Genomic DNA, 22,023 nt, shown 5'->3' on the forward strand with positions numbered 1-22,023 from the left:
ACAATTGCTGGAAATCAGGGATGACTATAAACCTGTAGCATCCCAACTCCATTTCTGTCAGGGGAGTAGTAGGTAGTTATAACCACTCCGCTTCCATTTTCTAGGTTAGATTACTCCCAAGCTAATGATTATTTTTTGCAATAGTTTATAGGTAATATCATAAAGCATTTAGAAGCGAAAAATGTGTACCCTGGACATATTTTTTGTTTCTAAATGTAAATTTACCTCAATTACACATCAACTTGACTGAGGTCAACCTGTAAAACCATGATTATCACAAGGATAGAAACCATCACTGGAATAGATAAATTTACCTGCGAAGTGTCAACCTAGTACCATATGGTTTGATACTTGGATTTAGAGAGTATTTATACTTATCCATCAATACCAATCTTATCAGTATTGTTTCCTAATAATCTGCAAATCTTCCATTTAGTGCAAAGTATAATCCAAAATCCTTCAGTGAGCTTTCCTGTAGCTACCTTATCTACAGTCAACTTTGGGAAGCTCAACAATAAGCGCGTTCTTGGAAGATAAATCGATGAATTCACCTATACATAGGAAAAACTCCATATCGCTTATGCTCCGTCACGACATGGAGTTGGCTATCAACTCTGATCTGCTTGTTCACTACTTCAGTTACTTTTATCTACCCAAAGCAAGAGTAACTATCTGTAATCAATACAAAAAAGTGCAATTAACCCAATAACCGTATTTTATAAAATACCCCAGAAGTGAAGAAATCCTTTATTTGCAAATATCTCAATTAGCACTGCTGCTAAAAATCCAATCATTGCCAAACGACCATTCCAAATCTCCGCTTGGGGAGTGAAACCCCAAACCCAACCATTGCGATCGCCCCCTGCAATTTTTTCTGTACTCACTTTTGTTGTGTCTGTCATCTTTTGTACTCCAAACTACAATCTGTGAACTTATGTAAATTATTATAGCTATAATTTTTCAATAAATCAAGTATTTATTTTGATAATTTTTTGGGACTTACTCATCCAGTTTACTAATAATCCGTTCTTAAAGATTAGGGAAAATAATTTTAATCATGCCTTAATTCCCTTATGCTCCTGTTTTTGGGTTGTGAATAAATATATTGAACATCAAGAATTATTGACATAATTTAGCAATAGTTAAGAGTGGCTACGTAATTTCAAGGGTTTAAGACTTTAGATATTGCTCATGCTAGGTTGAATATTGCTGGATTGCATTTATACTTAGTATTTCTCATCGTTGCGTTATATTTTGATAGATTTTTCTATTGAAAGTTTTGATATATTTATCTATCAAAAGTAATTCCCTGGAGGAGAAGTGTTATGGTCTTTGAATTAAAGCCTTTACCCTATGCAACGGATGCGCTAGAACCCTATATAGACGCACAAACAATGCAAATTCACCACGGTTTTCACCACGGTGGTTATGTCAACAACTTAAATGCTGCATTAGCAGATTATCCAGATTTGCAAAGTAAAAGCATTGCAGACCTGATTAGAGATTTGAACAGTTTACCGGAAGCGGTACGGAATGGGATACGGAATAATGGAGGAGGACACTTCAACCATTCTATTTTCTGGACTTTGATGGGTCCAAATTGCGGAGGTGAACCGACGGGAGAGATTGCTGAAGCCATCAAAGATAACTTTGGTGACTTTGAGAACTTCAAAACCCAATTTAATGATGCAGGTGCAAAACGCTTTGGTAGTGGTTTTGTTTGGTTAGTAAGGAATACAGCAGGTAAGTTAGAAATTATGAGTACTCCGAACCAGGATTGTCCTTGGACAGATGGAAATTTTCCGATCATGTGTAATGATGTTTGGGAACACGCTTACTATCTCAAGTATCAAAACCGTCGTGCAGAGTATTTGAAGCAATGGTGGAACACGGTGAATTGGTCGGAAGTGAATAATCGGTTAGCGATGTCTACGCAAATGTAAGTGTTTCACTGGTTAGGATTTGGAGACGTGGTAAAATGCTGCGTCTTCTGAGATTGTATTTTCTGTTGTCACCGATAGTGTGAAAAAGATATTAGAACTGGAAATTCTATGAAAGACAAACATCTTACCGGGAATTCACATAAATATATACAGCAAAGAGTTTTCCGGGTTATCAGTTTAAGTTTGATGAATGTTATTTTTTATGGTGTAGTGGGGTGGTGTTTAGGTTTATTGCAGATAAATCTGATTTTTTGGGGTTTGGGGATTTTTCTTTATCATTATTATTTGGTAAATTTAGAGTATCAAGAGAAATTTAATGTGCAAGGAAATTACCAGCAGCAAAAACCACTGGTAGTGATGATTTCCGGTTTACTTGCGAGCGCGATCGCAATGGCAGTTCAACAGACAAAACCAAGTTTCAGTATATACGAATCCGTTGCCATTGGTTTGGTGACAATCATTAATTCCTGGATTGGGGTGAAACTGAAATTTCATCTGTGGAGTTATCAGCGATCGCTCGTCTATTCTACAGGTTTAGCTGAGTTAGGGTTATTGCTAGGAAATTTAATTCAGATCCAAAGCTAATCAATCAACAGATATAAACAGAAAAAGCCGCTTTTCTCCTTTCCCCTGTATCCCAGTATCCTAATATATAGACATTCCCCGACAGTCTATCCAGGTGATATGGGTAAATTTGCGACAATTGAGCGTGTACGAGTAAAAAATGGAATTATACAATTGCTAAAATGGAAAGGAGCGCAGACAGCTACAGACCTAGCACAACAATTAAAGGTGTCACCAATGGCAATTCGTCAACACCTGCAAAATCTTTTCTCAGAGGAATTAGTCAGTTACCAGGAATTAAAGCAAGCTGTTGGTCGTCCATTAAAATTATGGCAATTAACAGAAAAATCCTTAAATTTGTTTCCCAATCATCATGCAGATTTAATAGTTCAGTTATTAGAAAGTGTCACCAGTGTATTTGGGGAACTTGGATTAGAATTATTAATTCAAGAGCGTACTCAAGCCCAAATTCAAGCCTATTTACAGCAAATAGCACCCCATCTCAATATTCGAGAAAAGGCGAATATACTGGCAGAAATTCGCACTCAAGAAGGGTATATGGCAGAATTAATTGAAGTCTCAAAAATAGAATTATTACTAGTCGAAAATCATTGTTCAATTTGCACTGCTGCTCAAAATTGTTCCCTGTTGTGTGATTCAGAATTAAAAATATTTAGACATATTTTAGGAGATGAGGTACAAGTGGAAAGGGTAGAACATATTCTAAATGGTTCCAGACGTTGTACCTATCGAATTCGATTAATACAGCAATCACAAATAGATTGTGAACAAGCAGCAAATACGATATTGTGAGTTTAAAGGGTGTTGTCGAGGTGAGGAAATCAAGACAGAGATATTATGGTGCCTTTGATTACCATAGTAAGCGGTTTACACTTCAGCAATATCCTCAAGGTAACAGGAAGCCTGTTTGGTCTTTGGTCAAATATAATTATCATTGCGATCGCATTTGTTACCTCATTTGAGATAATTGGTATTATCTCGACTTGAATCCATGCAAAAAAACTGCCGACGACATCCTCAAATATCGCCAGCAGTAATACTCTTGACTTTTCCAGTTTCTTCGCACACCGAGTTGGGATAGCGACATAACTGTTATTCATCGCCTACACATTTAAATCCTGAAAAAATTGAACTAACCATTCCTTCACACTACGGGTAGCTCGACAGTCGTCTTCGTTGTATCTTTGGATGAGTTTGAGTAAATTGCGATCGCCAGTTTTCAACCATTGGTCATACCAGTAAATACACTTAGCTCCACTGGCTTCTGGGTCACGCCAACTAAATCCTAACCACCGAGCGATCGCTTTGAGGGCATAACTTTCGATAGGTAAGGCTACATTCCGGGTAAGTTCTTCGTAAATATCAATAAATCGATTTAAAACCGGAATCACGCTATTTTGCCGGGTGCGATATTGTTGAGCCAATCGTTTGACGGTATCAAATTCATAGACACAAAAATGGTATACTGGTGCTTGGGGGTAAGCCCACATTAATTCGAGAAAATCCTGCCAAATTGACTTTTCTTGGTCGGGATGTTCAGCTAAGAAAGAATAAAATTTTTCCTGGTGATTTTGACGATTAACTACTAACACACCCAACAGGTAATTTAAATTTAAATCGGGTTGGGCTTCAATATCAAAATAAATCTCATATTCCGATGTGGAGGTAATAATTTCCTGAATTCTACCTAATTGGGGACGCAAATTCGCTAAGGTGTATAAATCAGATACCCCATTGGGAAACTTAGATAGGGGTTCGGGAAGCAGGAGGGGACGATTTTCCAGCAAAGATTGGGCTTGTAATACTAAGCGAGGAGCCACATCGCCATCAAAACCGGGTAAACTAGCTAACAGTTCTGGATTCGCGTTGGCGAGGGATTCTGGGGTTGTGATACCGAGGTTTTGCAGTTGGGTGTAACGACCTGGTGTCACCCCCGGTAGCAAGGAAAGATGACGTTGGGTTTGGGCTGTCGCATAACAATCACTGTACCAGTGACACAAACTACATTTTTGTCGGGAAATAAACACTTCCGGTGCTTCCTGTGCTACCAGTGTTTCCAGACATTCCCGAAGTAGGATTTGGGTCTGGGGTATCCATCTGGATAAATCAACCGGATAATCGCTATCCTTACCCCGTAACATTAATAACGCTGTTTTCGGGGTGACACCTTGAATTGCTGCCAGAATTTGGGCATGGAAGGCCGCCACAACTTGATATTCCTGCTTCGGACGCTTTCCCAATTCTATACTAGCAGGAATGTACGCCCAGTCACCAAAACGGGATTTGCCTGGGACTTTAATCAATAAATCGGGATTACTGATAAGGGTGATGTTGTCAAAATTATCAACATCATCCAGTTTCTCGGTAATTTCCGCTATTACCGGAATTTCTCCATAGCGGATAGTTAAAGTACCATCGTATATACAATCCGTCCCCCTTTGCATCAATTCAATTGTTTCCGTGATCGCAGCAGTTCGATTTTGATGGGGAGATTGGGGACGAGAATACCTCCACCGCGTTAATATTTGCCGTTGACGAGCAAGCCGATCATTTTGGAGTTTGATTAGTAGGTCAGTCGGTGCATCTCGACGCTGAACATCATAACGAACATCTAGGTAGGAACGGCGTTGACAGCGTTGATATTGTAACAATAGCTCGGCATTTATGAACATTTGATGGCTGGCGAATTTTCGGTTGGGAATATAGGGAACAGGAGACAGAATCCAGGATATCAGGGGAGCGGAGGTATATATATTCAAGCGGTTAGCTGTTTAGTTGTTAGCCAGACTAGTTAGAGAGCATTGTGGTTACTTCCAAAGTACATAATGATTAGCGTTTCCAGAATACGGGAGACAGGAGGTATTTAACCCGGATTTCTCACAAAACCCTAAAACTCATGGGGAATAGGGAGTAATCCGTGACGGGAGTAGAAGGAAAATCAATCCGTTACTCAAGGCTTACAACTTACTCGCTCAAAATCCAGGCTAAGACTTTCGGGGGTGGGAAGTAGGGGAGAACTTTTGGGAGCAGGAGAAGAAAATGTATCAAAATTTGAGTGAAATGGTATATAAGTGCATTTTAAAATCCAAAATCTCAAATCCCAAATCCCATTCAGGGTATTTTTGAACAAAAAAACGCCCTATTACCAGTATAAAACCAGATTTTAGTGTATTTGAAATCACTCAAAAACCTAATTTTTGTATCAAATTCGGGGGACGGTGGGCCAAGATATAGCAACTTAGGTTATTATCCATTCCATCCTTCAATAGTTCCTATCTCCCTTCCGCCAATCCTTAGAACGGAACTATATCCTGTATCCTGTATTTTGTATCCTGTATTTCCATTCCCCATGAATTCCCATCGTGACCAATTTCCTGGACTCAAAAACAAGTTCTATTTTAATTATGGCGGACAAGGAACTATGCCTCAAGCAGCGATTGATGCCATATTTCTAGCCCATCAGCAAATCCAGGAACTAGGTCCCTTTAGTAATTCGATGGTACCGTGGATTGAACAGACAACCGAGAAAACGAAGACAGCTTTAGCTGATTTATTGCGTGTCACCCCAGATACTATTACTTTGACAGAAAATGTCACCGTCGGTTGTAATATTGCCATGTGGGGGATTGATTGGCAAAAAGGCGACCATTTACTATTAACCGACTGCGAACATCATGCGGTGGTAGCGATCGCCCAAGAAATTTCCCGTCGTTTTGGTGTAGAGGTGACGACCTGTCCGATTTTAGCAACCTGCAATCAGGGAGACCCACCCCAAATTATTGCGGAACACCTGCGTCCGCAAACTCGATTAGTAGTTGTGAGTCATGTATTGTGGAATACAGGGCAAGTTTTGGAATTAGACACCATTGCCCAACTTTGTAATGCAAATGGAACCCGTTTGTTAGTGGATGCAGCGCAATCGGTGGGGGTTCTACCTTTAGATTTATTTAGTTTAGGGGTAGATTTCTATGCCTTTACTGGTCATAAATGGCTGTGTGGTGCAGCTGGTTTAGGGGGATTATATGTCCGTCGGGAATTACAGGAAACACTACGTCCGACCTTCGTCGGTTGGCGCAGCACTCCCACAGACATCAACGGTCAGCCCACAGGTTGGCATCGCGATGGACGTAAATACGAAATCGCCACCTCCGATTATCCATTATGGCAGGGTTTGGTCAGTGCGATCGCAGTTCATGAGCAATGGGGAAATGCCAATCAACGTCACAAACAAATTTGCACCAATAGCCGTTACCTTTGGGAACAACTTCAACAAATACCCCAGGTTAAATTGTTACTAACTTCCCCACCCCGAAGCGGTTTAGTCTCTTTTCAAATTGACAGTAACGACCCCCTAATTCACAGCCATCTAGTCAAAAAACTCGAATCCCAAAGGATTTATCTCCGCACCATTGCTCACCCCAATTGTGTCCGTGCTTGCGTCCATTATTTCACCCTCAAATCCGAAATAGACACCCTAGTTGAGGCTGTTAAATTTTTTTTAAGATTGTCAAATAAGTAGCAAACTTACTCCCTTGATACAGAGGGAGTAGGGTGTAGGCAAAAACCACTTTCATTTTTCTATTCCCTGTTCCCCACTCCCTAACCATCAAAAATACAGACTTTCAGCTTTACAGTAAATACGATTAGGTGGTTGATCAAAATACCCTAACAAGGAAGGACAAAACCAACTTTCGATTTTATTTTCAATCCAGCAATACCATTGACCACTGTATTCGGTTCGCATCCAAATTAATTCCGCTTGATAACCTAAAAAAGGAGTATCTGAAAACAGCAACCGAAACCCTTCATCAACGGTGGGTATATCTCGAACTAAAATATCAATAATTTCTGGCGCACCACCGACAAAAGGTTCTTGGGAAAAACCAATTTGTGCGTCATCAAATACCCATATTCCCCGGTGACGATAGGGATATATTTGCATAATTAAGGAATTTTTCATAAATTACACATCCTATTGCTCGCTGAAAGCTTTCTTGATGACAATCAGAGATTCTCTAAAAATCATCTTGTCAATTATTACAATAGGGAACACAAAACCCATATTTACAGCAAACCCTCAAAACCTTTAGGGAGTAGGGAGTGGGGAATCGGGAAGGTGATTGAACTATAGCAATCCGATTTAAGTAGTGAAAAATATTAGTTTTGGCTGTATCCTAGGAGAAGTATTCTTGTAGAGAAGTCACGCTACACGTGTCTAGGTCTATGGCTGTTTAGTGTCAACCGTTAACAGTCAACAACCTTAGATGTAAGATTTGGCAAATCATTTCGGACTGCTATATATAGACGTAGTTTGTTGCCAAAATTTTTTAATCCAAATCTTGTGAAAATTTTGTTGAATTATTGATTTAATCATTAATTTGTTCCACAACAGGGGCAAATGCTTTTAATCGTCTAAATACGAGATTAAACCGAGAAAATCAGTTTTTACATAAAGATTTTAAGAAGAATTATCCAGATTTATGACTTAAATCGGGGAATATGCTGTTTGATACTTCAGATAACTCAGTATAAGTGGATGTTCAAGTAATTAATTTAACTATTTTTCCTCTCTTCGAGATTTTCGTTATATTATTTACACTACATCAAACAAATAATTCCGTAATTAAGGCGAGTATAGCTGTAGCAGTTAGGGCAAACTACCCCATCTATACTTGTATCGCCCACAAGACTGCGGCAAATTACCCTCAACCTCGGCAAGTGGAGTCCAAAAGTGTATATTTTGACTTTACCTCCAATAAATGCTAAATATTTAAACTTACACAGTGATTGAGTAATAGTAATTTAAATCACATATAAAGTAACAATGTGTCGTTTACTCGCCTACCTGGGGAAACAAATACCCCTTTATCCGCTATTGTATCAACCACAACATTCCCTGGTGGTTCAGAGCTATCAACCACGGGAAATGATTTCCGGTGTGGTGAATGCAGACGGTTTTGGGGTGGGGTGGTACGGTTCTGATGGGGAAGCTTTTAGCTACCGTCACACCATACCGATTTGGAATGACGTAAATTTACCGGGTTTGAGCCGCTTTATTCAATCCAACTGTTTATTGGCTTATGTGCGCAGTGCAACACCTGGACAAGCTTTGGACTTAAGTAATTCTCAACCCTTTAATTACAAAAACTTATTATTTATCCACAATGGAAGAATTGATAATTTTCGACAAAAATTATACCGGAAAATACGTGCAACTTTAAGTAATGAAATATATAGCTGGATTGGTGGAAGTACAGACTCGGAACATATTTTGGCACTGATTCTGAACTACTTGCAAGCAAATCCAGATTGGTCAGTTGAAACTGCTTTGCATTCTACCTTATTGGATTTACAGGCTTGGGCGGAAGAATGTCAAACTAACGCTCAGATCAATGTTGTCATTAGTGATGGACAGGAGTTAGTGGCAGCGCGTTATACAACTAATCCACCGGCTCCATCGTTGTATTGGATACAGCATACTGAGGAGTTTCCGAATTCAGTTATTGTTGCTTCCGAACCGCTATTTAGAGGTGATTGGCAGTCATTTTCAGAAAACAGTATCATCCGTCTGGGAGACAAGTGTGACATTCGTAGCCAAACAGTATAATTTAAAACATAAAATCATGGATGAATTGCAAAGGTGTCGTCAACAAACCCTAACAATGTTGGCGAATGTGAATCCAGAAGTTTTTAAGTCACAAGCTCATCGGGATTTTAGTCCTGTTGGTTGGCATTTTGGTCACATTGCCTATATAGAGTCTTTATGGCTACTTAAACGCTGTGGTCATCGAGATGCAATTTTCCCAGAAAATACGCGATTATATGCAGCTGATGGTTTACCAAAATCGGAGAGGGTAAATTTACCGAGTATTGAGCAGACACGGGATTTACTGGATTCGGTCAGGGAGAGGGTGATCAAGTGTTTAAACAATCAGGATATTTCAGCGGAATTAATGCAATTCTTACTTCAGCACGAAAGTCAACATGGGGAAACCATTTTGTTGGTGTTGAAGTTGTTAGAAAAAAATCACAATTGTTGTGCCATATTTCCGAATGGAAGAAATAGTGTAAATACCTCAGCAAGGGAGGTGAAATCGGAATTGGTGGATGGGGACACCATGCTGAAAATTCCTGCAGGGGAATTTATCATGGGTAGCAATGATATGCGATCGCTCGATAATGAAAAAGGGGAGCATCGAGTTTATCTAGATACCTATTACATCGATGCTTATCCGGTGACACGGGGACAGTTTCGCAAATTTATGGAAGCAGGGGGATACGAAAATCGAGAGTTGTGGTCAGATTCAGGATGGAAGTGGTTACAAAGTGAAAGGGTGAATCAACCGTTGTATTGGTGTGATTGTGTTGCTGAAGACAACCATCCGGTATGTGGGGTGAGTTGGTATGAAGCGGAAGCTTTTGCGAAGTTTGTCGGTAAACGTTTACCTACGGAAGCGGAATGGGAAAAAGCAGCTCGTTGGGATGCGGATATGCAAACTAGTTATACCTATCCCTGGGGGGAAGCAGCTCCTAGTCAAAAATACTGTAATTTTAATCTTGCAGGGTTGGGAACAGATGAAAATACCCTTGCTCATGGAACATCACCTGTGAATGCTCATCCAGATGGTAAAAGTCCCTACGGGATGTATGATGCTTTAGGAAACGTGTGGGAATGGACAGCATCCTGGTTTGCTCCCTATCCCCAATTTCGACCCTATCCCTATCCTGGTTATTCTCAAGCTTATTTTGATGATAAACACCGGGTGTTGAAGGGAAGTAGTTTTGCAACCCGTCAATGGTCATTACGTGCAAGTTTCCGTAATTGGTATTATCCATCCGTCAGACAAATTTTTGCTGGGTTTCGCTGTGCAAAAAGCGATGATGGTTAGTGAATAGTGTTTTACTTTTAGGATGGATGAATAGATATCATCAAAAATTCGGGTTTTGAGCAAAATAATCTTGTTTCATCAAGACTGGTTCAAAAACCCGAATTTTCACCGAAATTTATCAGATTTAGCAGGAATTAATCAGACGATTAATAAACTGTATCACGGATTTCTTCGGCATCGATGGGTTTCATCAAAAATAGACATAGCATATGCCATATAATTGACACCATCAATGGTAGGTTTTCCACCCATTGGATAATTTTGGGTTTGTCAGTGTTACTATTTTGAATTTCTCGTAATTTCAACTTGAAATTGCTATCGGAACAAGCTTCTAAACGACGGAAAAAGTCGGGATGCTTAGTGTTTAAAATCGTGGGGAATGCTCGTGCAGCAGTTTCGTTAGTTTTTTCAATTACTTCTAGATTATATTGACGGGCATCGATACCGACTGCTTTATAGAAATTAGCACGTTCCAACACTGTTAAAGTATGGGTGACAAATACGGTCAACAGGAAAAAGCGCGACCATAGTCTAGCCCTCCAATTGTTCCACATTTGGGGTTGCGATCGCAAGAGGGCTTTAAAGAAGTCACCGTGACGATTTTCGTCTTGACACCAGCTTTCAAAGTAGCGAAATAGGGGATAAAACTGGTATTCGGGGTGTTTTTCTAGATGACGAAACATGAGGATATAGCGCCAATAACCGATTTTTTCGGAGAGATAAACGCTATAAATAATCCAATTAGGGGGAAAGAATGTATAGGTACGGTTTTTGGTTAAAAAGCCTAAATCTAAGGAGAGATTGAAATCAGCCATTGCTTTATTTAAAAAGCCAGCATGACGAGCTTCATCTCTGGCCATATAGCTAAATGCTTCAGCTAATAAAGGGTTTTTCTTTTGCAGACGACGGGATAGTTCTTTAAATAACAAAAAGCCGGAAAATTCCGATGTGCAAGACCGTTCTAAAAAGTCGATAAAGGCAACTTTTTTATCATTAGGTAGATTATCCCAGCACTGTTTGAATTCCTCATCACGGATAAAATGGTGGCGATTATAATCGGCTTTTAATTCAGCGACAATTGCCTCAATTTCAGCACGGTCAGCAGATATGGACATTTCGGCAATGCCATCAAAATCAGTTGTATAAAATCGGGGTGTTAACAGGGTTTCTTTGGTTGGTGATTTAATTCCCCGTGATAATTCTGGTTTGGATAAAGATGTAACCATGTTTAGTATTGGCAGTGTTTTTGGGCTTCTTAATAGTTATCTAAACATATTTCTTTGCTTGTCCTGGTAGACATTTTAATAATTCTCAACTTTTAGTTACACAATATATACACTCCCTGGAAAGCCACCACGAATATACTGAAAAAAAGCGTGTATAAACTGATAGCTATTAAACATGCATATATCACCCAACTCCAGATTTTTGTAATTTGTGATACTTTGCTTCCATTTAAACGTATCGCTCGCAACAAAGCAGCACTTGCAAATAATACCGTGACCATTCCTAAACCGTATTCCTGTGCTTCCTGAGCAAACAAAAGCTGAAGAGGAGAAGCAGCGACTAATGCGATCGCAATGATTGCAGTACTATGGGGAACCTTAAATAGTTCCCGACACAACCAGTACATCGCTGGAAATACAGCTAAACTAATGATGGCGGAGAAACAGCGAATAGTAAAAATAGAACTACCCCAAATTTGCACCCAAATCCGTGCAAGTAAATAATATAACGGTGGATGCTGGGGGTCTTCTAGTGCTAGGGAATTTATAGTGTCAGTAAAATGGGAATTAGGTTTGAGATTTTGAAATTGGATAAGGGTGTTTTGGGTGACAATTTCACCAGTAAAAATACGCTCTTGAACTTCTGTAGTTGTGTAACCAGTAACCCTCAACAAAGTATAGGCTTCATCATGGGAAAATAGCTGGAAATCGAGATTGGTAAAGCGTAATCCCGTACCCAATACCAACGTAATTATCACCACCGATAATAACCAATTGGGGACAATCAGAAATTGTCGAGTTATGAAATTACGTAAATTTATCAACCACTCCTCCATAGAATTGGCAAAATTTGGGTGTGAGATTTGTAGATTAAATCTTGTCCATCATCAAAACTGAAGTTTTCGTCATTGCGTAGACACGTCACAACTTCCCGTAGGATTATGAGGACGCAATCTCAAAATGGATCGGGTTTAACTATCCACAATTGATTTTAAAGTGTATTCGGGACAGATGGGAAATTAGACGAAACAGGTTAAAATATCAAACGACGCGAAAATAGAGAAAAATGCTACAGAATTATCTCAGTACCAACTTTCCGAATTTGCTAACTATCCATCCCGCGATCGCAAATCTCTATTTGTTTGCTAAACTATTCGGGAAGGCAAGCCGTAAAGCCGTTTCTGCACAGAAAGTTGACCTTTTTCCTGGACCGGTGACGGTAATTAACTGGGTACTGGTATTACTGTTTGCAGTCATTGTTTTGTTGATTGCGATCGTAATTTTAAAGTTGATATTTACCTTGTTGTACACCCAAGGTAATCAGGACAAACAGCTACTACCATTAATGCGTCAAGCTGGAATTAGTAATTGGCAAACTTTCAAACAGAAAACTGGAGTTAGTGACACCACCCTCTGGGAATTACGGGATGGTAATATTAGTAATCTGAAAATTAGCGAACTGCAACAAATTTCCCAAACTCTCTCCTTACCCCTAGGGGATTTTCTCCAAAAATTTAGTTTCCCCATCGATAATCCAGAAGTGATTCAACTTCGTCAGGAGAATCAAGAATTACAAACCAAATTGCAAGCTATGCAAGTAGAAAATCATCAGCTTCAACAGCAAATTATGGCACTTCAAAATATATCAGAAAAACCTGAGCAAGCAGAAGTAGTTGAATAGTATCAGATTGGTAATCATTGTTGATTATGTCTGAAAATATATCTAGCAATCTGTTGAGGAGTGACAATACATATTTAATTTTGCATCAAAGGATGATTTTCAAGTATTAATTATCACTATTTTGACTATCGTCCTAACTCTGGACATGGGGTTATCAAGCTGATTTTTCCTTCGAGAGTACAGAGGTGACATGTCGCGTCCCTTCCTGCTCCCAAAAACAATAATTCAAGTATTAAAAATGACTTTTTAAACAACCTTTCAGCCCTTAATTTCCTGTATCCCGTATTCCCCCATCACGCACTATTAACAACTATGCGTTGTTCTTTACAGGTTCGCTCATAAATTGCATTTAATTCCAACGGAAAACAATGATTACCCCTGAGCCATAGTGGTAGCGTCGGTAATGCAGCACCAACGGAAATTTCCTGTTGCCAAATATCTAATTTTACTTCCTGATTCGATTCAATTACCCGATAGGATGTACCATACAAATCGCTATTCAAAACCACAAAATCACCACTAGTTATTTTCTTTAATAACTCATTATGTAAATTTGCTTTTCTGACCGTAACAACATCAATAATTACTAAACCAATTCCCTGTCTTAAATAGGTTTCACATTTAGCAACAAAAGCCTGACAAGGGGAAGCTCTGTCTTTATTTGCAGGACTAACAAGTTCAATTGCACCCGCTAAAGTTAGCCCGGCTTCAGTATTAAAAATACTAATTTCGACAGCTTCAGTTGTTGGCAGAAAAGGTAAACTTTGTTGTGGAGGTGTAGGTTGCCAATTGTAGGAAAAATCACTTGGTAAACGAACGACCCTATCTTGATCCGCAAACTCCTGTCCATCATCGGAAAATGCAGCGACATCAATTTCAATTCCAAACTGCACATTCGGTTCCGCAAAATAACCATTTGGTAGCAAAGAATTGAGATAGGAAGCAATATAGGTAGCCCAAGCATTGTGAAAAGCGTGCCAATGACGACGTAGAGAAAGAGGAGGGTGAAAATGGTCTTGCAATACCATAATACTATTCAGTAAGTGGGAGGAAAAAATTGCAATTGCAAGTAGAGACGTAACATGTTACATCTTTCCCCACAGGGGTATTCCCATGAATTAATCACGGATTTACCAGCTTGATATTGTAATTCTACCCCCTATCTCCTGTCTCCTCCACAAAAATTAAGTCACCGTCCCCAACAGTTGCAACTTGTGTAAAGTCGCATATAAACCATTTTGCTGGATTAATTCCTGATGGCTACCTTGCTCAATTAACTCACCCCGTTTCAGGACAAAAATTCTGTCCACATTGCGAATTGTTGATAGACGGTGAGCAATAATAATCGCCGTCCGGTCAATTAATAATTCATTTAAAGCCGATTGTACTAATGCTTCCGTTCCCACATCTAAACTAGCCGTTGCTTCATCTAAAACTAGGATTTGTGGATTGCGAATCATTGCTCGAGCAAAGGCTAAAAGCTGCTTCTGTCCACTGGATAAATTTGTTCCTCGTTCCCGTAATTGGGTATCATAACCTTCAGGAAGCTGCTCAATAAACTGGGCAATATTTGTTCTCTCAGCTGCTTGTTTCACCTCTGTAAAAGCATAGCCGTCTCCCAAGGTAATATTACCCTTAACATCACCTGCAAAGACAAAACCATCCTGTAAAATTATCGCCATATAACGGCGTAAATCTGCTTGGGGTATTTCCCTGATATCCACCCCATCAACTAAGATTCTTCCCTTTGTCGGCTCATATAAACGACATAATAAACGAATTATAGAACTCTTTCCCGCTCCGGTTGGCCCAACCAAAGCAATTTTTTCCCCTGGACGAATCACAAAATCCAAGTCTTTAATCACATAATCATCATCCTTATAGGCAAACCAAACATGTTCAAACCGAATTTCTCCCCCCTTTGCATGGCCATTACTAACCTTTGCTTCTAAATTATTGACAATTTCGTCAATATAACCAAACTCAAAATCATGCTCAAAGGAATTTCGTCTGGAAAAGCGATCGCGATTTTGTGAACTTGATTCTAAATCCCGAATTTCGATTGGTTCATCCAAAATACTGGTCACCCGTTCCATCGCGGTAAACCCAGCTTGGATAATCGTGAATTTCTCTGCAAATTGTTGCAGGGGTTCAAATAACCTCTGAGCAAAGAAAATAAACGACGATAATACCCCAAACTCCAATTGCTTTCGTAATATCAGGGAACCACCCACCCAGAGAACTAAAGCGATCGCAAGTAGGGATATTAACTCAATGGTAGCCGAAACAGCCGAATCAAAGAAAATTGTCTTATCTACTTCTTGGACATAGCGTTGATTTACAGTCCGAAATAACTCCGCATTAAATTTTTCTCGACGAAATAACTGAACAACATTTATACCTGTAATATTTTCCTGTAGTTGGGAGTTCAATTCGGATAATTCTTCCCTCGCTTCATAGTTTGCTGCTCGAAAGCGCTTTTGGAGGTAAATAATGACCGCCGAAACTGGGGGAAAAATTAACAATAACATCAAACCAAGTTGCCATTGCACCGAAAACATAAATCCGGCAATGACCAACATCGAAAATATATCCGCAATAATCCCGATAGCTCCAGTAGAAAAAACATCACCCAGTACTTCCACATCACTGGTAATACGGGTAATCAACTTACCCACGGGAGTACGGTCAAAAAATCTCACCGCCAAAGAGGTGACGTGGGTAAATAAATCCTCTCGAATCGCCGCCGTAATTTGTTGACCCACCCGTTGAATTAGGTATCCTTGATAACCATTCAGCAGTAGGCGAATTGCCACGGTCACCACCAATAAAACCTCTAATAGCCGTAATCCTTCCGCTAGTGGTAAATTACGTAAAAACTCGTAGGTATTCGCCTCACCACGAATTAAAGAAATCACCTGCCCAATCAACAAAGGCTGAACTGCATTCGCGATCGCAATCGGAATCAACAACCCCATCCCCAAGATTAAATTGCGGCGATAGCGTTTTGCGTAGGGTAGAAGCCGTAAAAATAACCGCCAGTCGGTATCACGACTACGGTGTCCTGGATGTGCTTTTTTCACGAGTTTAGAAAAACTAATGATATATATACTATTAGGTATTATATCTTTATCGGAGAATAGGAGATTATAGTTGGGAAAAAGCTTCCAGAAATTCCAAACTCCTCCCCAAGGATGGGAAGGAGTTTGAAGTTACTAGAAACAGGTTGAAAGTTAGTTGAGCAAATATTCCGTTATTAAGACTTACCCTGCTCTTGGTGAAAGAGCAATCAAATGTATTAGATGTATCCCTGGAGCCACCCCAGAAAGGATGCTAGGGTGGCATACACACCAGCTTGCTTGCTAAATCCAAAATCCCATGATTCCGGATTTATTCTGGATTGGAATCTGGGAAGCGGTTATGAATACGTTCGCTTTCCGGACAATCTTCGGTTAATAAAGGTTCTACATTCCCACGAGGTACGGACGCGAGCTTTTGTGTGACAGAACCAATACTTTCCAGGCGAACCATTTCTTCCCAAGAACAAGTTTCGTCTTCTTCCTCGGTTTCATATCGAAGGGTGACTAAATCCCCTTCAATATCGATGATGCGAGCGCGTTCAATCCAGCGTTGCTGGTCCCGCAAGAACACGCATACCTCCCGCCCATCACAGCACAATTGATAAATCTTGCGGTGTAGCATCTACTGCTTCTGCCTTTTTTAACTATGTTATATTCTGAGCTTGTTGCGTACAGCTATAATTACCTGGAGGAGCTTCTCCGTCTCGAAATAAAACAAAAGTACCCTTCTAGGATTTGCTGACGCATTTTAAATTAAGGGAGTTCCAGTGGTTGGCATTTCTCGTTGATTTGGTGAATCTAAAAATTTCGCAAGTACTAGCAAGTATTAGATTTGACCCAAGTCCAAGACCTGTGGATAATTAAGTGACTTGGCGAATATCTTGGATCACAGATCAACGATTGATGCATCAAGCCAATGCCATCAATGGCTGGTCATATTTTTCAGCTTATATACTTCGGGATCGAAGTAACACAACTTCTTCCAATACTCTCGGCTCCGATTAACCATTGCATACAAGTATTTACTACCATTATGTAGTAGATAATACTGCAACACAAGCTTTAGCTGCGGTTGTTTGAGTCGTCTACTTCTAGTCATTGGCATCGTTGGAAACTCGGGGACTTAGCTTCTGTTTTTCCCGGTTATGTATCCGATCTTAGCTCATTCTTTGCCATAGCCATAGGTCTATCCGCAACAAGATAATAATTTTGTCGTGATTTGACCACATGAAAATTGCTCAACTGTCAAATTTACCCGGTGGTATCTATAATCTCAAAGTCATAGCAGCAAGGTATTTGCAGCTTAATAGCCCCAATTGCTTGAAGGGGACTTGGGGTTGATCTCCAGCCGGAAGTTCATACAAACTTTATTTATGGTTTAAATAATTTTTAGATAACGAAAATTCTTGATTCTCGTAACTAGGGATTCTGGAAGTCTTTTGCTTAAGCATCCCTCAACTTTTGTAGAACCTGCAACAACTGGGACGATGTTCCTTCCCGTTTAATTTGACCAGCACGCATGGCATCATACAGTTTGACTAAAGCTTGCATATCCTCTTGTCGATAACTTTTACTGATGAGAACTTGATGAATCAAACCTTCTGACTCAACACTCATGTAACCCGTTTGAAAGGCAGAATCAACTAAATCGCGGATCATCTTAGTATATACCTATTTTATCGATCAAATACTATTTCTCTCCATCTAATATCGACTATTTACCAGCAATTGAGTCTGACATGGGTCATTTAAGGGTTGTGATGAGAAGCAAAGACAATTGTGATTTAAATCACCTGCATTTAGGTAATAATTTATCTAAATATGGCGTTAAATCTAGCTGTAATCCTTTTCTGAAAACACTTTTGTTGCCAAAAATGTATTTACCGCCACTTAAGTGATTACACTCAATGTAATGTGTTTAATGTTTATTAATCTACGTAATCAAGCAAGCAAGAGGTGATGTATCACGTCTACGATTCAGCAACACCACCTATTTGCCAATTCCCAACTCCCTTCCCTTACTAAGCTTGTTGACAAAGATAATCTAAGATTTGTAGCGAAATGTAAATAAACATGCCAACCAAGATAACCGGTGATAGCCAGTGTAACCAGCGTAAATGTAAACCGATTTGCGAACCTCCGAGGATAACAGCATCATCAATTAGACTAACCGCAAAGATGGCCAACTGAACGCTGGGGTTAGAAGATTTCGGGTGTGAGTGACTTTTCATTTGCAAATCTAAGCTTTGTGCATTTTCTACTTAACCTCATAATTGTGAGGAAGTCGTGAGAATGTATTGATTGTTTTTAATTTGTAATTGTTGTCAATATTGTCCAGATATCTGATAAAACCATCAAAACATCAGGGAATAGGGAGTGGTGAGTAGGGGAAGGATGGGGAGAAAAGGGATCAAAATTTTTGTGAAATTAGATGACACCAGAACCTGATGAAAGTGGTTTTTCCTACTACACCCTACGGGTACGCGCAGCGTTGTCGTAGACTAGACGCTACGCGTCTACACAACTCCCTACTCCCGACTCACTTGTAATTCTGGGTTTCGGTTACTTGTTCTTGCAGCATTTTGCATAATTGTGGACATAATTTTTGCAAAGCCAAAGGGTCCTTGAATCAAACCTGCTGTTTTCACACCTCCCATCATTGCTCCCATAATACCGAGGGAAAATGCATCGGTTCCAGTGAGATAAAGGTTTTTGATGGGGGTTTTCGCACCAATCCAGGGTTGATCGAAGCGTTCGGGAACACAGGGAATACCGTAAACAGCACCGCGATCGCTGGCATCGAAGTATTCTATACTCAAGGGGGTGGAAAGTTCGGCATATTCGATTAAATCCTGGAAACCGGGGTAGTGTTTTTCTACCAGTTGAATTAAGGATTCCGTAATTTGTCGTTTTAGTTGGGTATAATCGGTTCCCCGTCGTCGCCAAGGTTGTTCACGCCATTGTCGGAAAAAGTCGTAATTCACATGGGCAATAATTTCGGCTGTATGTGCGGAAGCGAGTGGATCTTTGAGGGAGGGAAAGGAGAGGTAACAGAATGGTGGTGTGAAGGTGAGGGGAGAAGCAAGGGGGACGGCGTTATGGTTGTAGGAGGTGTAAATCCAGTGATTTTCGCCGCGAAATCCCAGTTTTTCCGGACTTTCCTTCAGTCCGAGATATACAGTCAGCATACTATTACCCTTGGGAAAAGCGCGAATGGAGTCGCGGTAGGGGAGGGGGTAACTAGGGGGGATGAGGTGTAAATAGGTGTTAAATGCTCCAGCATCGGAAATCACAATGGGAGCATAATAATATTCTGGTAGGGAATTGGGTTTTTCGACCTTGACCCCGATGGCAGTATTTTCGTGGAGTAAAATTTCCGTCACACGTCGTTGGGTAAGTATAGTACCACCAGTTTGGGCAATCACCGGCATAATTGATTTTGCGATCGCTTGACCACCACCCACTGGATACCAACCACCGTGCAAATAATGGCTGACAATCAGACTATGAACACCAAAACAACTTTCTGATGGAGGTAAACCGTAATCTCCCCATTGGGAGGTAAGTAAGGCTTGCAAACGTATATCTTGAAAATTGCGGTCTAAGTATGTCTGGGTTGTTTCTCTGGCAATTGCGCCAAAACGGTGGATAATCGGTTTGAGTAGGGGATGCAACCAACTGGGAAACAACTCCAGCATCGTCTGTATCCCAAACCACAGTACAGCCTGCTTCACATCACGAAAATATTGGCGAATCGCCACCTGTTCGTCGGGAAATAGTTGAATAAGATCAGCTTGATAACGCAAAGGGTCAGCAGAGACAGCAAAGGTAAAATCTGGATAGACAAACTTCTCAAACGGATCAGGCATTTTTTGCCATTTTAACTGGCCATTGGTAATATAATCGAACACCGCTCTACCCGTACTACCCTCTCCCATATCTCCAACGTAATGCAATCCCACATCCCAATGAAATTTTTGCAGACGCTCAAAACTATGGGTAAACCCTCCAGGTGTAAAATGTTGTTCTAGCACCAATACCCGTTTACCCTGGAGTTTGGCTAGAATCGCTGCCACAGTTAATCCCCCAATCCCCGAACCAATCACGATTGCATCAAAGCCCTGCTGCGGAGTGACTGAGACCATAGTGTTCGATCCAAATTTGCTCGATGGTATAGGCAAACCATACAGACAATACCCAGTCAACACATCATGCAACGGATAGGTTTTGGTTGGATAGTCCGTAGAGACGACCTGTCGAGTCGTCTGTACAGGGAATAGGGGGTGGGGAGAATTTCGTGAAAAACATCGTCTTCAATCTAGTCAAAGCTTGTCGGGAAAGGATAAGGAAATGGTTTACCCCCAAATGCAGCATCTCACGGTCAAAACTATTAGTATTAGTTGGTTAGTATTACTATTTACTACCTATCCAGCGATCGCCCAACGCACCTCGTCCCCAGATAAATTTCCTCCCAACCCCATCGAATTGCGGGTAAAAGACCCTCTCCTCCCCAATCCACCCAAACCCAACCAGCAGTTGACACCGGAGGAAGCACAACGCTTAAATACAGCCCTAGATAGTCTCCACCAGGAAGCGATCGCTAAATATCAAAGTGGAGATAAAGTTTCCGCCTATGAAACCTGGAACCGCGAATTAAGACTACGTAAATATTTAGGTGCAAACAATGAAGTCCAAGCCCTCACTCGCGTTGGTCAAATTGCCTGGAGCGACCCCAACCGGGAACAAGTGTTTTTTATTACCCAAAGATTACAAAAAATCTTGAATAACGCCACCACAACCCAAAATAACGACCTAGAATTGTGGCGAGGGTTAGCCAATGCATTTCAAGCGGTACGTTCCCCCAAACCAGCCCTAGAAGCCCTCGCCAAGGTATTAGCCGGTGTCAGGGGAACCGAGGCAGAATTAACGACCCTGCGGCAAATAGGTGATCTCCACATGAGTTGGTTTGATTATACCAACGCAGCCAACACCTATAGGGAAATCCTGAATAAAATTACTGCCACAGGGGATAGACAAAGTATAATTGCCAACCTCAGACAACTTGCTTATATATACGACCAAGGAAAGCAACCCCAACAAGCAGTAGAAATCAAAACCAAATTAGTCGAACTATACCAACAGGAAAATAATATAGTAGATATACCTCGATTAAGAACTGCGATCGCGGCTGACCTGGAAACCCTGGCGAAAGATAATCCCGCTTTACTGGATCAAGCCTTTGAAAATTACCAAATCGCCTACACCATCGCTTGGCAAAACGAACAATACGCAACCGCAGGGGAAGTGCTGCGTCAACTCATAGCCCTATACCGCAAACAAGGACAACTAGATGACGCACTCAAAACCAGCGAAATTCTCCTCGAAGCCGAAACCCGTGCAGCCAACCTTTACGAAGTCATGAATGCCTACGAACAAATCGGCGAAATCCACCTGCAACAACAAAACAAACCCCAAGCCTTAACAGCCTTTCAAAAAGGCTTAGAAATAGCTCGGATTCTCCAACATAATCAAGATTACTTTAGCCAACAAATCCAAAGCCTCTCCACCCCACCCCAATAGTCCCATCCCCATTCTCCCCAAGACAATAATCCATATTTG

The 22,023-nt window shown here is 40.6% G+C and carries 19 protein-coding genes; 8 read left to right on the plus strand and 11 right to left on the minus strand.

The genetic code is table 11. The features are described from left to right. Positions 1-716: 716 nt before the first annotated feature. Positions 717-902, minus strand: coding sequence for a chlorophyll a/b-binding protein (locus CDC37_RS11210; protein ID WP_096621973.1), 186 nt, complete (start codon positions 900-902; stop codon positions 717-719). A gap of 423 nt (positions 903-1,325) precedes the next feature. Here CDC37_RS11210 and CDC37_RS11215 point away from each other — a divergent pair, with 423 nt between their 5' ends. The 3 genes from CDC37_RS11215 (at position 1,326) to CDC37_RS11225 (ending at position 3,320) form a co-directional block, all read left to right on the plus strand. After that, the gene (locus CDC37_RS11215; protein ID WP_096621975.1) at positions 1,326-1,943 is read left to right on the plus strand and encodes a superoxide dismutase; all 618 of its coding nucleotides are present in this window, start codon (positions 1,326-1,328) and stop codon (positions 1,941-1,943) included. Between the two features lie 186 nt (positions 1,944-2,129). Continuing rightward, positions 2,130-2,528, plus strand: a complete 399-nt coding sequence (locus tag CDC37_RS11220) for a hypothetical protein (protein WP_096621976.1) — start codon at positions 2,130-2,132, stop codon at positions 2,526-2,528. Between the two features lie 153 nt (positions 2,529-2,681). Further along, positions 2,682-3,320, plus strand: a complete 639-nt coding sequence (locus CDC37_RS11225; protein WP_231943390.1) for a helix-turn-helix transcriptional regulator — start codon at positions 2,682-2,684, stop codon at positions 3,318-3,320. Between the two features lie 311 nt (positions 3,321-3,631). On the opposite strand, the gene CDC37_RS11235 is transcribed toward CDC37_RS11225, so the two are convergent. Then, on the minus strand, positions 3,632-5,200 hold the full coding sequence (locus CDC37_RS11235) for a TM0106 family RecB-like putative nuclease (protein WP_096621981.1): 1,569 nt from the start codon (positions 5,198-5,200) through the stop codon (positions 3,632-3,634). 677 nt (positions 5,201-5,877) lie between these two features. On the opposite strand from CDC37_RS11235, the gene CDC37_RS11240 reads away from it, so the two are divergent. Then, a complete protein-coding gene (locus CDC37_RS11240; RefSeq protein WP_096621982.1) occupies positions 5,878-7,047 on the plus strand; it encodes an aminotransferase class V-fold PLP-dependent enzyme in 1,170 nt (389 codons plus the stop codon). Positions 7,048-7,134: 87 nt separating this feature from the next. On the opposite strand, the gene CDC37_RS11245 is transcribed toward CDC37_RS11240, so the two are convergent. Continuing rightward, positions 7,135-7,488, minus strand: a complete 354-nt coding sequence (locus tag CDC37_RS11245) for a DUF6717 family protein (RefSeq protein ID WP_096621983.1) — start codon at positions 7,486-7,488, stop codon at positions 7,135-7,137. Positions 7,489-8,352: 864 nt separating this feature from the next. Here CDC37_RS11245 and egtC point away from each other — a divergent pair. Both egtC and egtB read left to right on the plus strand, forming a co-directional pair. After that, positions 8,353-9,135: an ergothioneine biosynthesis protein EgtC gene (egtC, locus tag CDC37_RS11250; protein WP_096621985.1), complete on the plus strand. Its 783-nt coding sequence runs from the start codon at positions 8,353-8,355 to the stop codon at positions 9,133-9,135. Continuing rightward, entirely contained in the window at positions 9,110-10,417 is a 1,308-nt protein-coding gene (gene egtB / locus CDC37_RS11255; RefSeq protein WP_330220842.1) for an ergothioneine biosynthesis protein EgtB, read from the plus strand. Before egtC ends, egtB begins: the two co-directional genes overlap by 26 nt. Positions 10,418-10,563: 146 nt before the next feature. On the opposite strand, the gene acsF is transcribed toward egtB, so the two are convergent. Both acsF and CDC37_RS11265 read right to left on the minus strand, forming a co-directional pair. Next, a complete protein-coding gene (acsF, locus tag CDC37_RS11260) occupies positions 10,564-11,643 on the minus strand; it encodes a magnesium-protoporphyrin IX monomethyl ester (oxidative) cyclase (RefSeq protein ID WP_096621987.1) in 1,080 nt (359 codons plus the stop codon). A gap of 92 nt (positions 11,644-11,735) precedes the next feature. Next, on the minus strand, positions 11,736-12,479 hold the full coding sequence (locus CDC37_RS11265; protein WP_096621988.1) for a glycosyltransferase family 39 protein: 744 nt from the start codon (positions 12,477-12,479) through the stop codon (positions 11,736-11,738). Between the two features lie 230 nt (positions 12,480-12,709). Here CDC37_RS11265 and CDC37_RS11270 point away from each other — a divergent pair, with 230 nt between their 5' ends. Continuing rightward, a complete protein-coding gene (locus CDC37_RS11270) occupies positions 12,710-13,324 on the plus strand; it encodes a helix-turn-helix domain-containing protein (protein WP_096621990.1) in 615 nt (204 codons plus the stop codon). A gap of 293 nt (positions 13,325-13,617) precedes the next feature. Here CDC37_RS11270 and CDC37_RS11275 read toward each other — a convergent pair whose 3' ends face one another. The 6 genes from CDC37_RS11275 to CDC37_RS11295 form a co-directional block, all read right to left on the minus strand. Continuing rightward, a complete protein-coding gene (locus CDC37_RS11275; protein ID WP_096621991.1) occupies positions 13,618-14,352 on the minus strand; it encodes a DUF4058 family protein in 735 nt (244 codons plus the stop codon). Between the two features lie 156 nt (positions 14,353-14,508). Beyond that, the gene (locus tag CDC37_RS11280; protein ID WP_096621993.1) at positions 14,509-16,425 is read right to left on the minus strand and encodes an ABC transporter ATP-binding protein; all 1,917 of its coding nucleotides are present in this window, start codon (positions 16,423-16,425) and stop codon (positions 14,509-14,511) included. A gap of 289 nt (positions 16,426-16,714) precedes the next feature. Beyond that, on the minus strand, positions 16,715-17,026 hold the full coding sequence (locus CDC37_RS11285; RefSeq protein ID WP_096621994.1) for a DUF6679 family protein: 312 nt from the start codon (positions 17,024-17,026) through the stop codon (positions 16,715-16,717). Between the two features lie 821 nt (positions 17,027-17,847). Continuing rightward, on the minus strand, positions 17,848-18,063 hold the full coding sequence (locus tag CDC37_RS11290; RefSeq protein ID WP_096621996.1) for a hypothetical protein: 216 nt from the start codon (positions 18,061-18,063) through the stop codon (positions 17,848-17,850). 362 nt (positions 18,064-18,425) lie between these two features. After that, positions 18,426-18,635 (minus strand): hypothetical protein, encoded by a 210-nt coding sequence (locus tag CDC37_RS24215; RefSeq protein WP_157780715.1) that lies wholly within the window; start codon positions 18,633-18,635, stop codon positions 18,426-18,428. Between the two features lie 297 nt (positions 18,636-18,932). Further along, positions 18,933-20,549 (minus strand): phytoene desaturase family protein, encoded by a 1,617-nt coding sequence (locus CDC37_RS11295; RefSeq protein WP_096621998.1) that lies wholly within the window; start codon positions 20,547-20,549, stop codon positions 18,933-18,935. 205 nt (positions 20,550-20,754) lie between these two features. Here CDC37_RS11295 and CDC37_RS11300 point away from each other — a divergent pair, with 205 nt between their 5' ends. Further along, on the plus strand, positions 20,755-21,984 hold the full coding sequence (locus CDC37_RS11300; protein WP_231943394.1) for a tetratricopeptide repeat protein: 1,230 nt from the start codon (positions 20,755-20,757) through the stop codon (positions 21,982-21,984). Positions 21,985-22,023: the final 39 nt, after the last annotated feature.

It is taken from the genome of Calothrix sp. NIES-3974 (genome assembly GCF_002368395.1).
Lineage (GTDB): Bacteria > Cyanobacteriota > Cyanobacteriia > Cyanobacteriales > Nostocaceae > NIES-3974.

What these genes read in the sequence shown, in the direction of transcription:
- CDC37_RS11265 (WP_096621988.1), bottom strand. Translation starts at nt 12,479, where the DNA reads ATGGAGGAGTGGTTGATAAATTTACGTAATTTCATAACTCGACAATTT.
- CDC37_RS11240 (WP_096621982.1), top strand. Translation starts at nt 5,878, where the DNA reads ATGAATTCCCATCGTGACCAATTTCCTGGACTCAAAAACAAGTTCTAT.
- CDC37_RS11275 (WP_096621991.1), bottom strand. Translation starts at nt 14,352, where the DNA reads ATGGTATTGCAAGACCATTTTCACCCTCCTCTTTCTCTACGTCGTCAT.
- CDC37_RS11290 (WP_096621996.1), bottom strand. Translation starts at nt 18,063, where the DNA reads ATGATCCGCGATTTAGTTGATTCTGCCTTTCAAACGGGTTACATGAGT.
- CDC37_RS11210 (WP_096621973.1), bottom strand. Translation starts at nt 902, where the DNA reads ATGACAGACACAACAAAAGTGAGTACAGAAAAAATTGCAGGGGGCGAT.
- CDC37_RS24215 (WP_157780715.1), bottom strand. Translation starts at nt 18,635, where the DNA reads ATGAAAAGTCACTCACACCCGAAATCTTCTAACCCCAGCGTTCAGTTG.
- CDC37_RS11245 (WP_096621983.1), bottom strand. Translation starts at nt 7,488, where the DNA reads ATGAAAAATTCCTTAATTATGCAAATATATCCCTATCGTCACCGGGGA.
- CDC37_RS11285 (WP_096621994.1), bottom strand. Translation starts at nt 17,026, where the DNA reads ATGCTACACCGCAAGATTTATCAATTGTGCTGTGATGGGCGGGAGGTA.
- CDC37_RS11295 (WP_096621998.1), bottom strand. Translation starts at nt 20,549, where the DNA reads ATGGTCTCAGTCACTCCGCAGCAGGGCTTTGATGCAATCGTGATTGGT.
- egtC (WP_096621985.1), top strand. Translation starts at nt 8,353, where the DNA reads ATGTGTCGTTTACTCGCCTACCTGGGGAAACAAATACCCCTTTATCCG.
- CDC37_RS11300 (WP_231943394.1), top strand. Translation starts at nt 20,755, where the DNA reads ATGGTTTACCCCCAAATGCAGCATCTCACGGTCAAAACTATTAGTATT.
- acsF (WP_096621987.1), bottom strand. Translation starts at nt 11,643, where the DNA reads ATGGTTACATCTTTATCCAAACCAGAATTATCACGGGGAATTAAATCA.
- CDC37_RS11270 (WP_096621990.1), top strand. Translation starts at nt 12,710, where the DNA reads ATGCTACAGAATTATCTCAGTACCAACTTTCCGAATTTGCTAACTATC.
- CDC37_RS11215 (WP_096621975.1), top strand. Translation starts at nt 1,326, where the DNA reads ATGGTCTTTGAATTAAAGCCTTTACCCTATGCAACGGATGCGCTAGAA.
- CDC37_RS11220 (WP_096621976.1), top strand. Translation starts at nt 2,130, where the DNA reads ATGAATGTTATTTTTTATGGTGTAGTGGGGTGGTGTTTAGGTTTATTG.
- CDC37_RS11235 (WP_096621981.1), bottom strand. Translation starts at nt 5,200, where the DNA reads ATGTTCATAAATGCCGAGCTATTGTTACAATATCAACGCTGTCAACGC.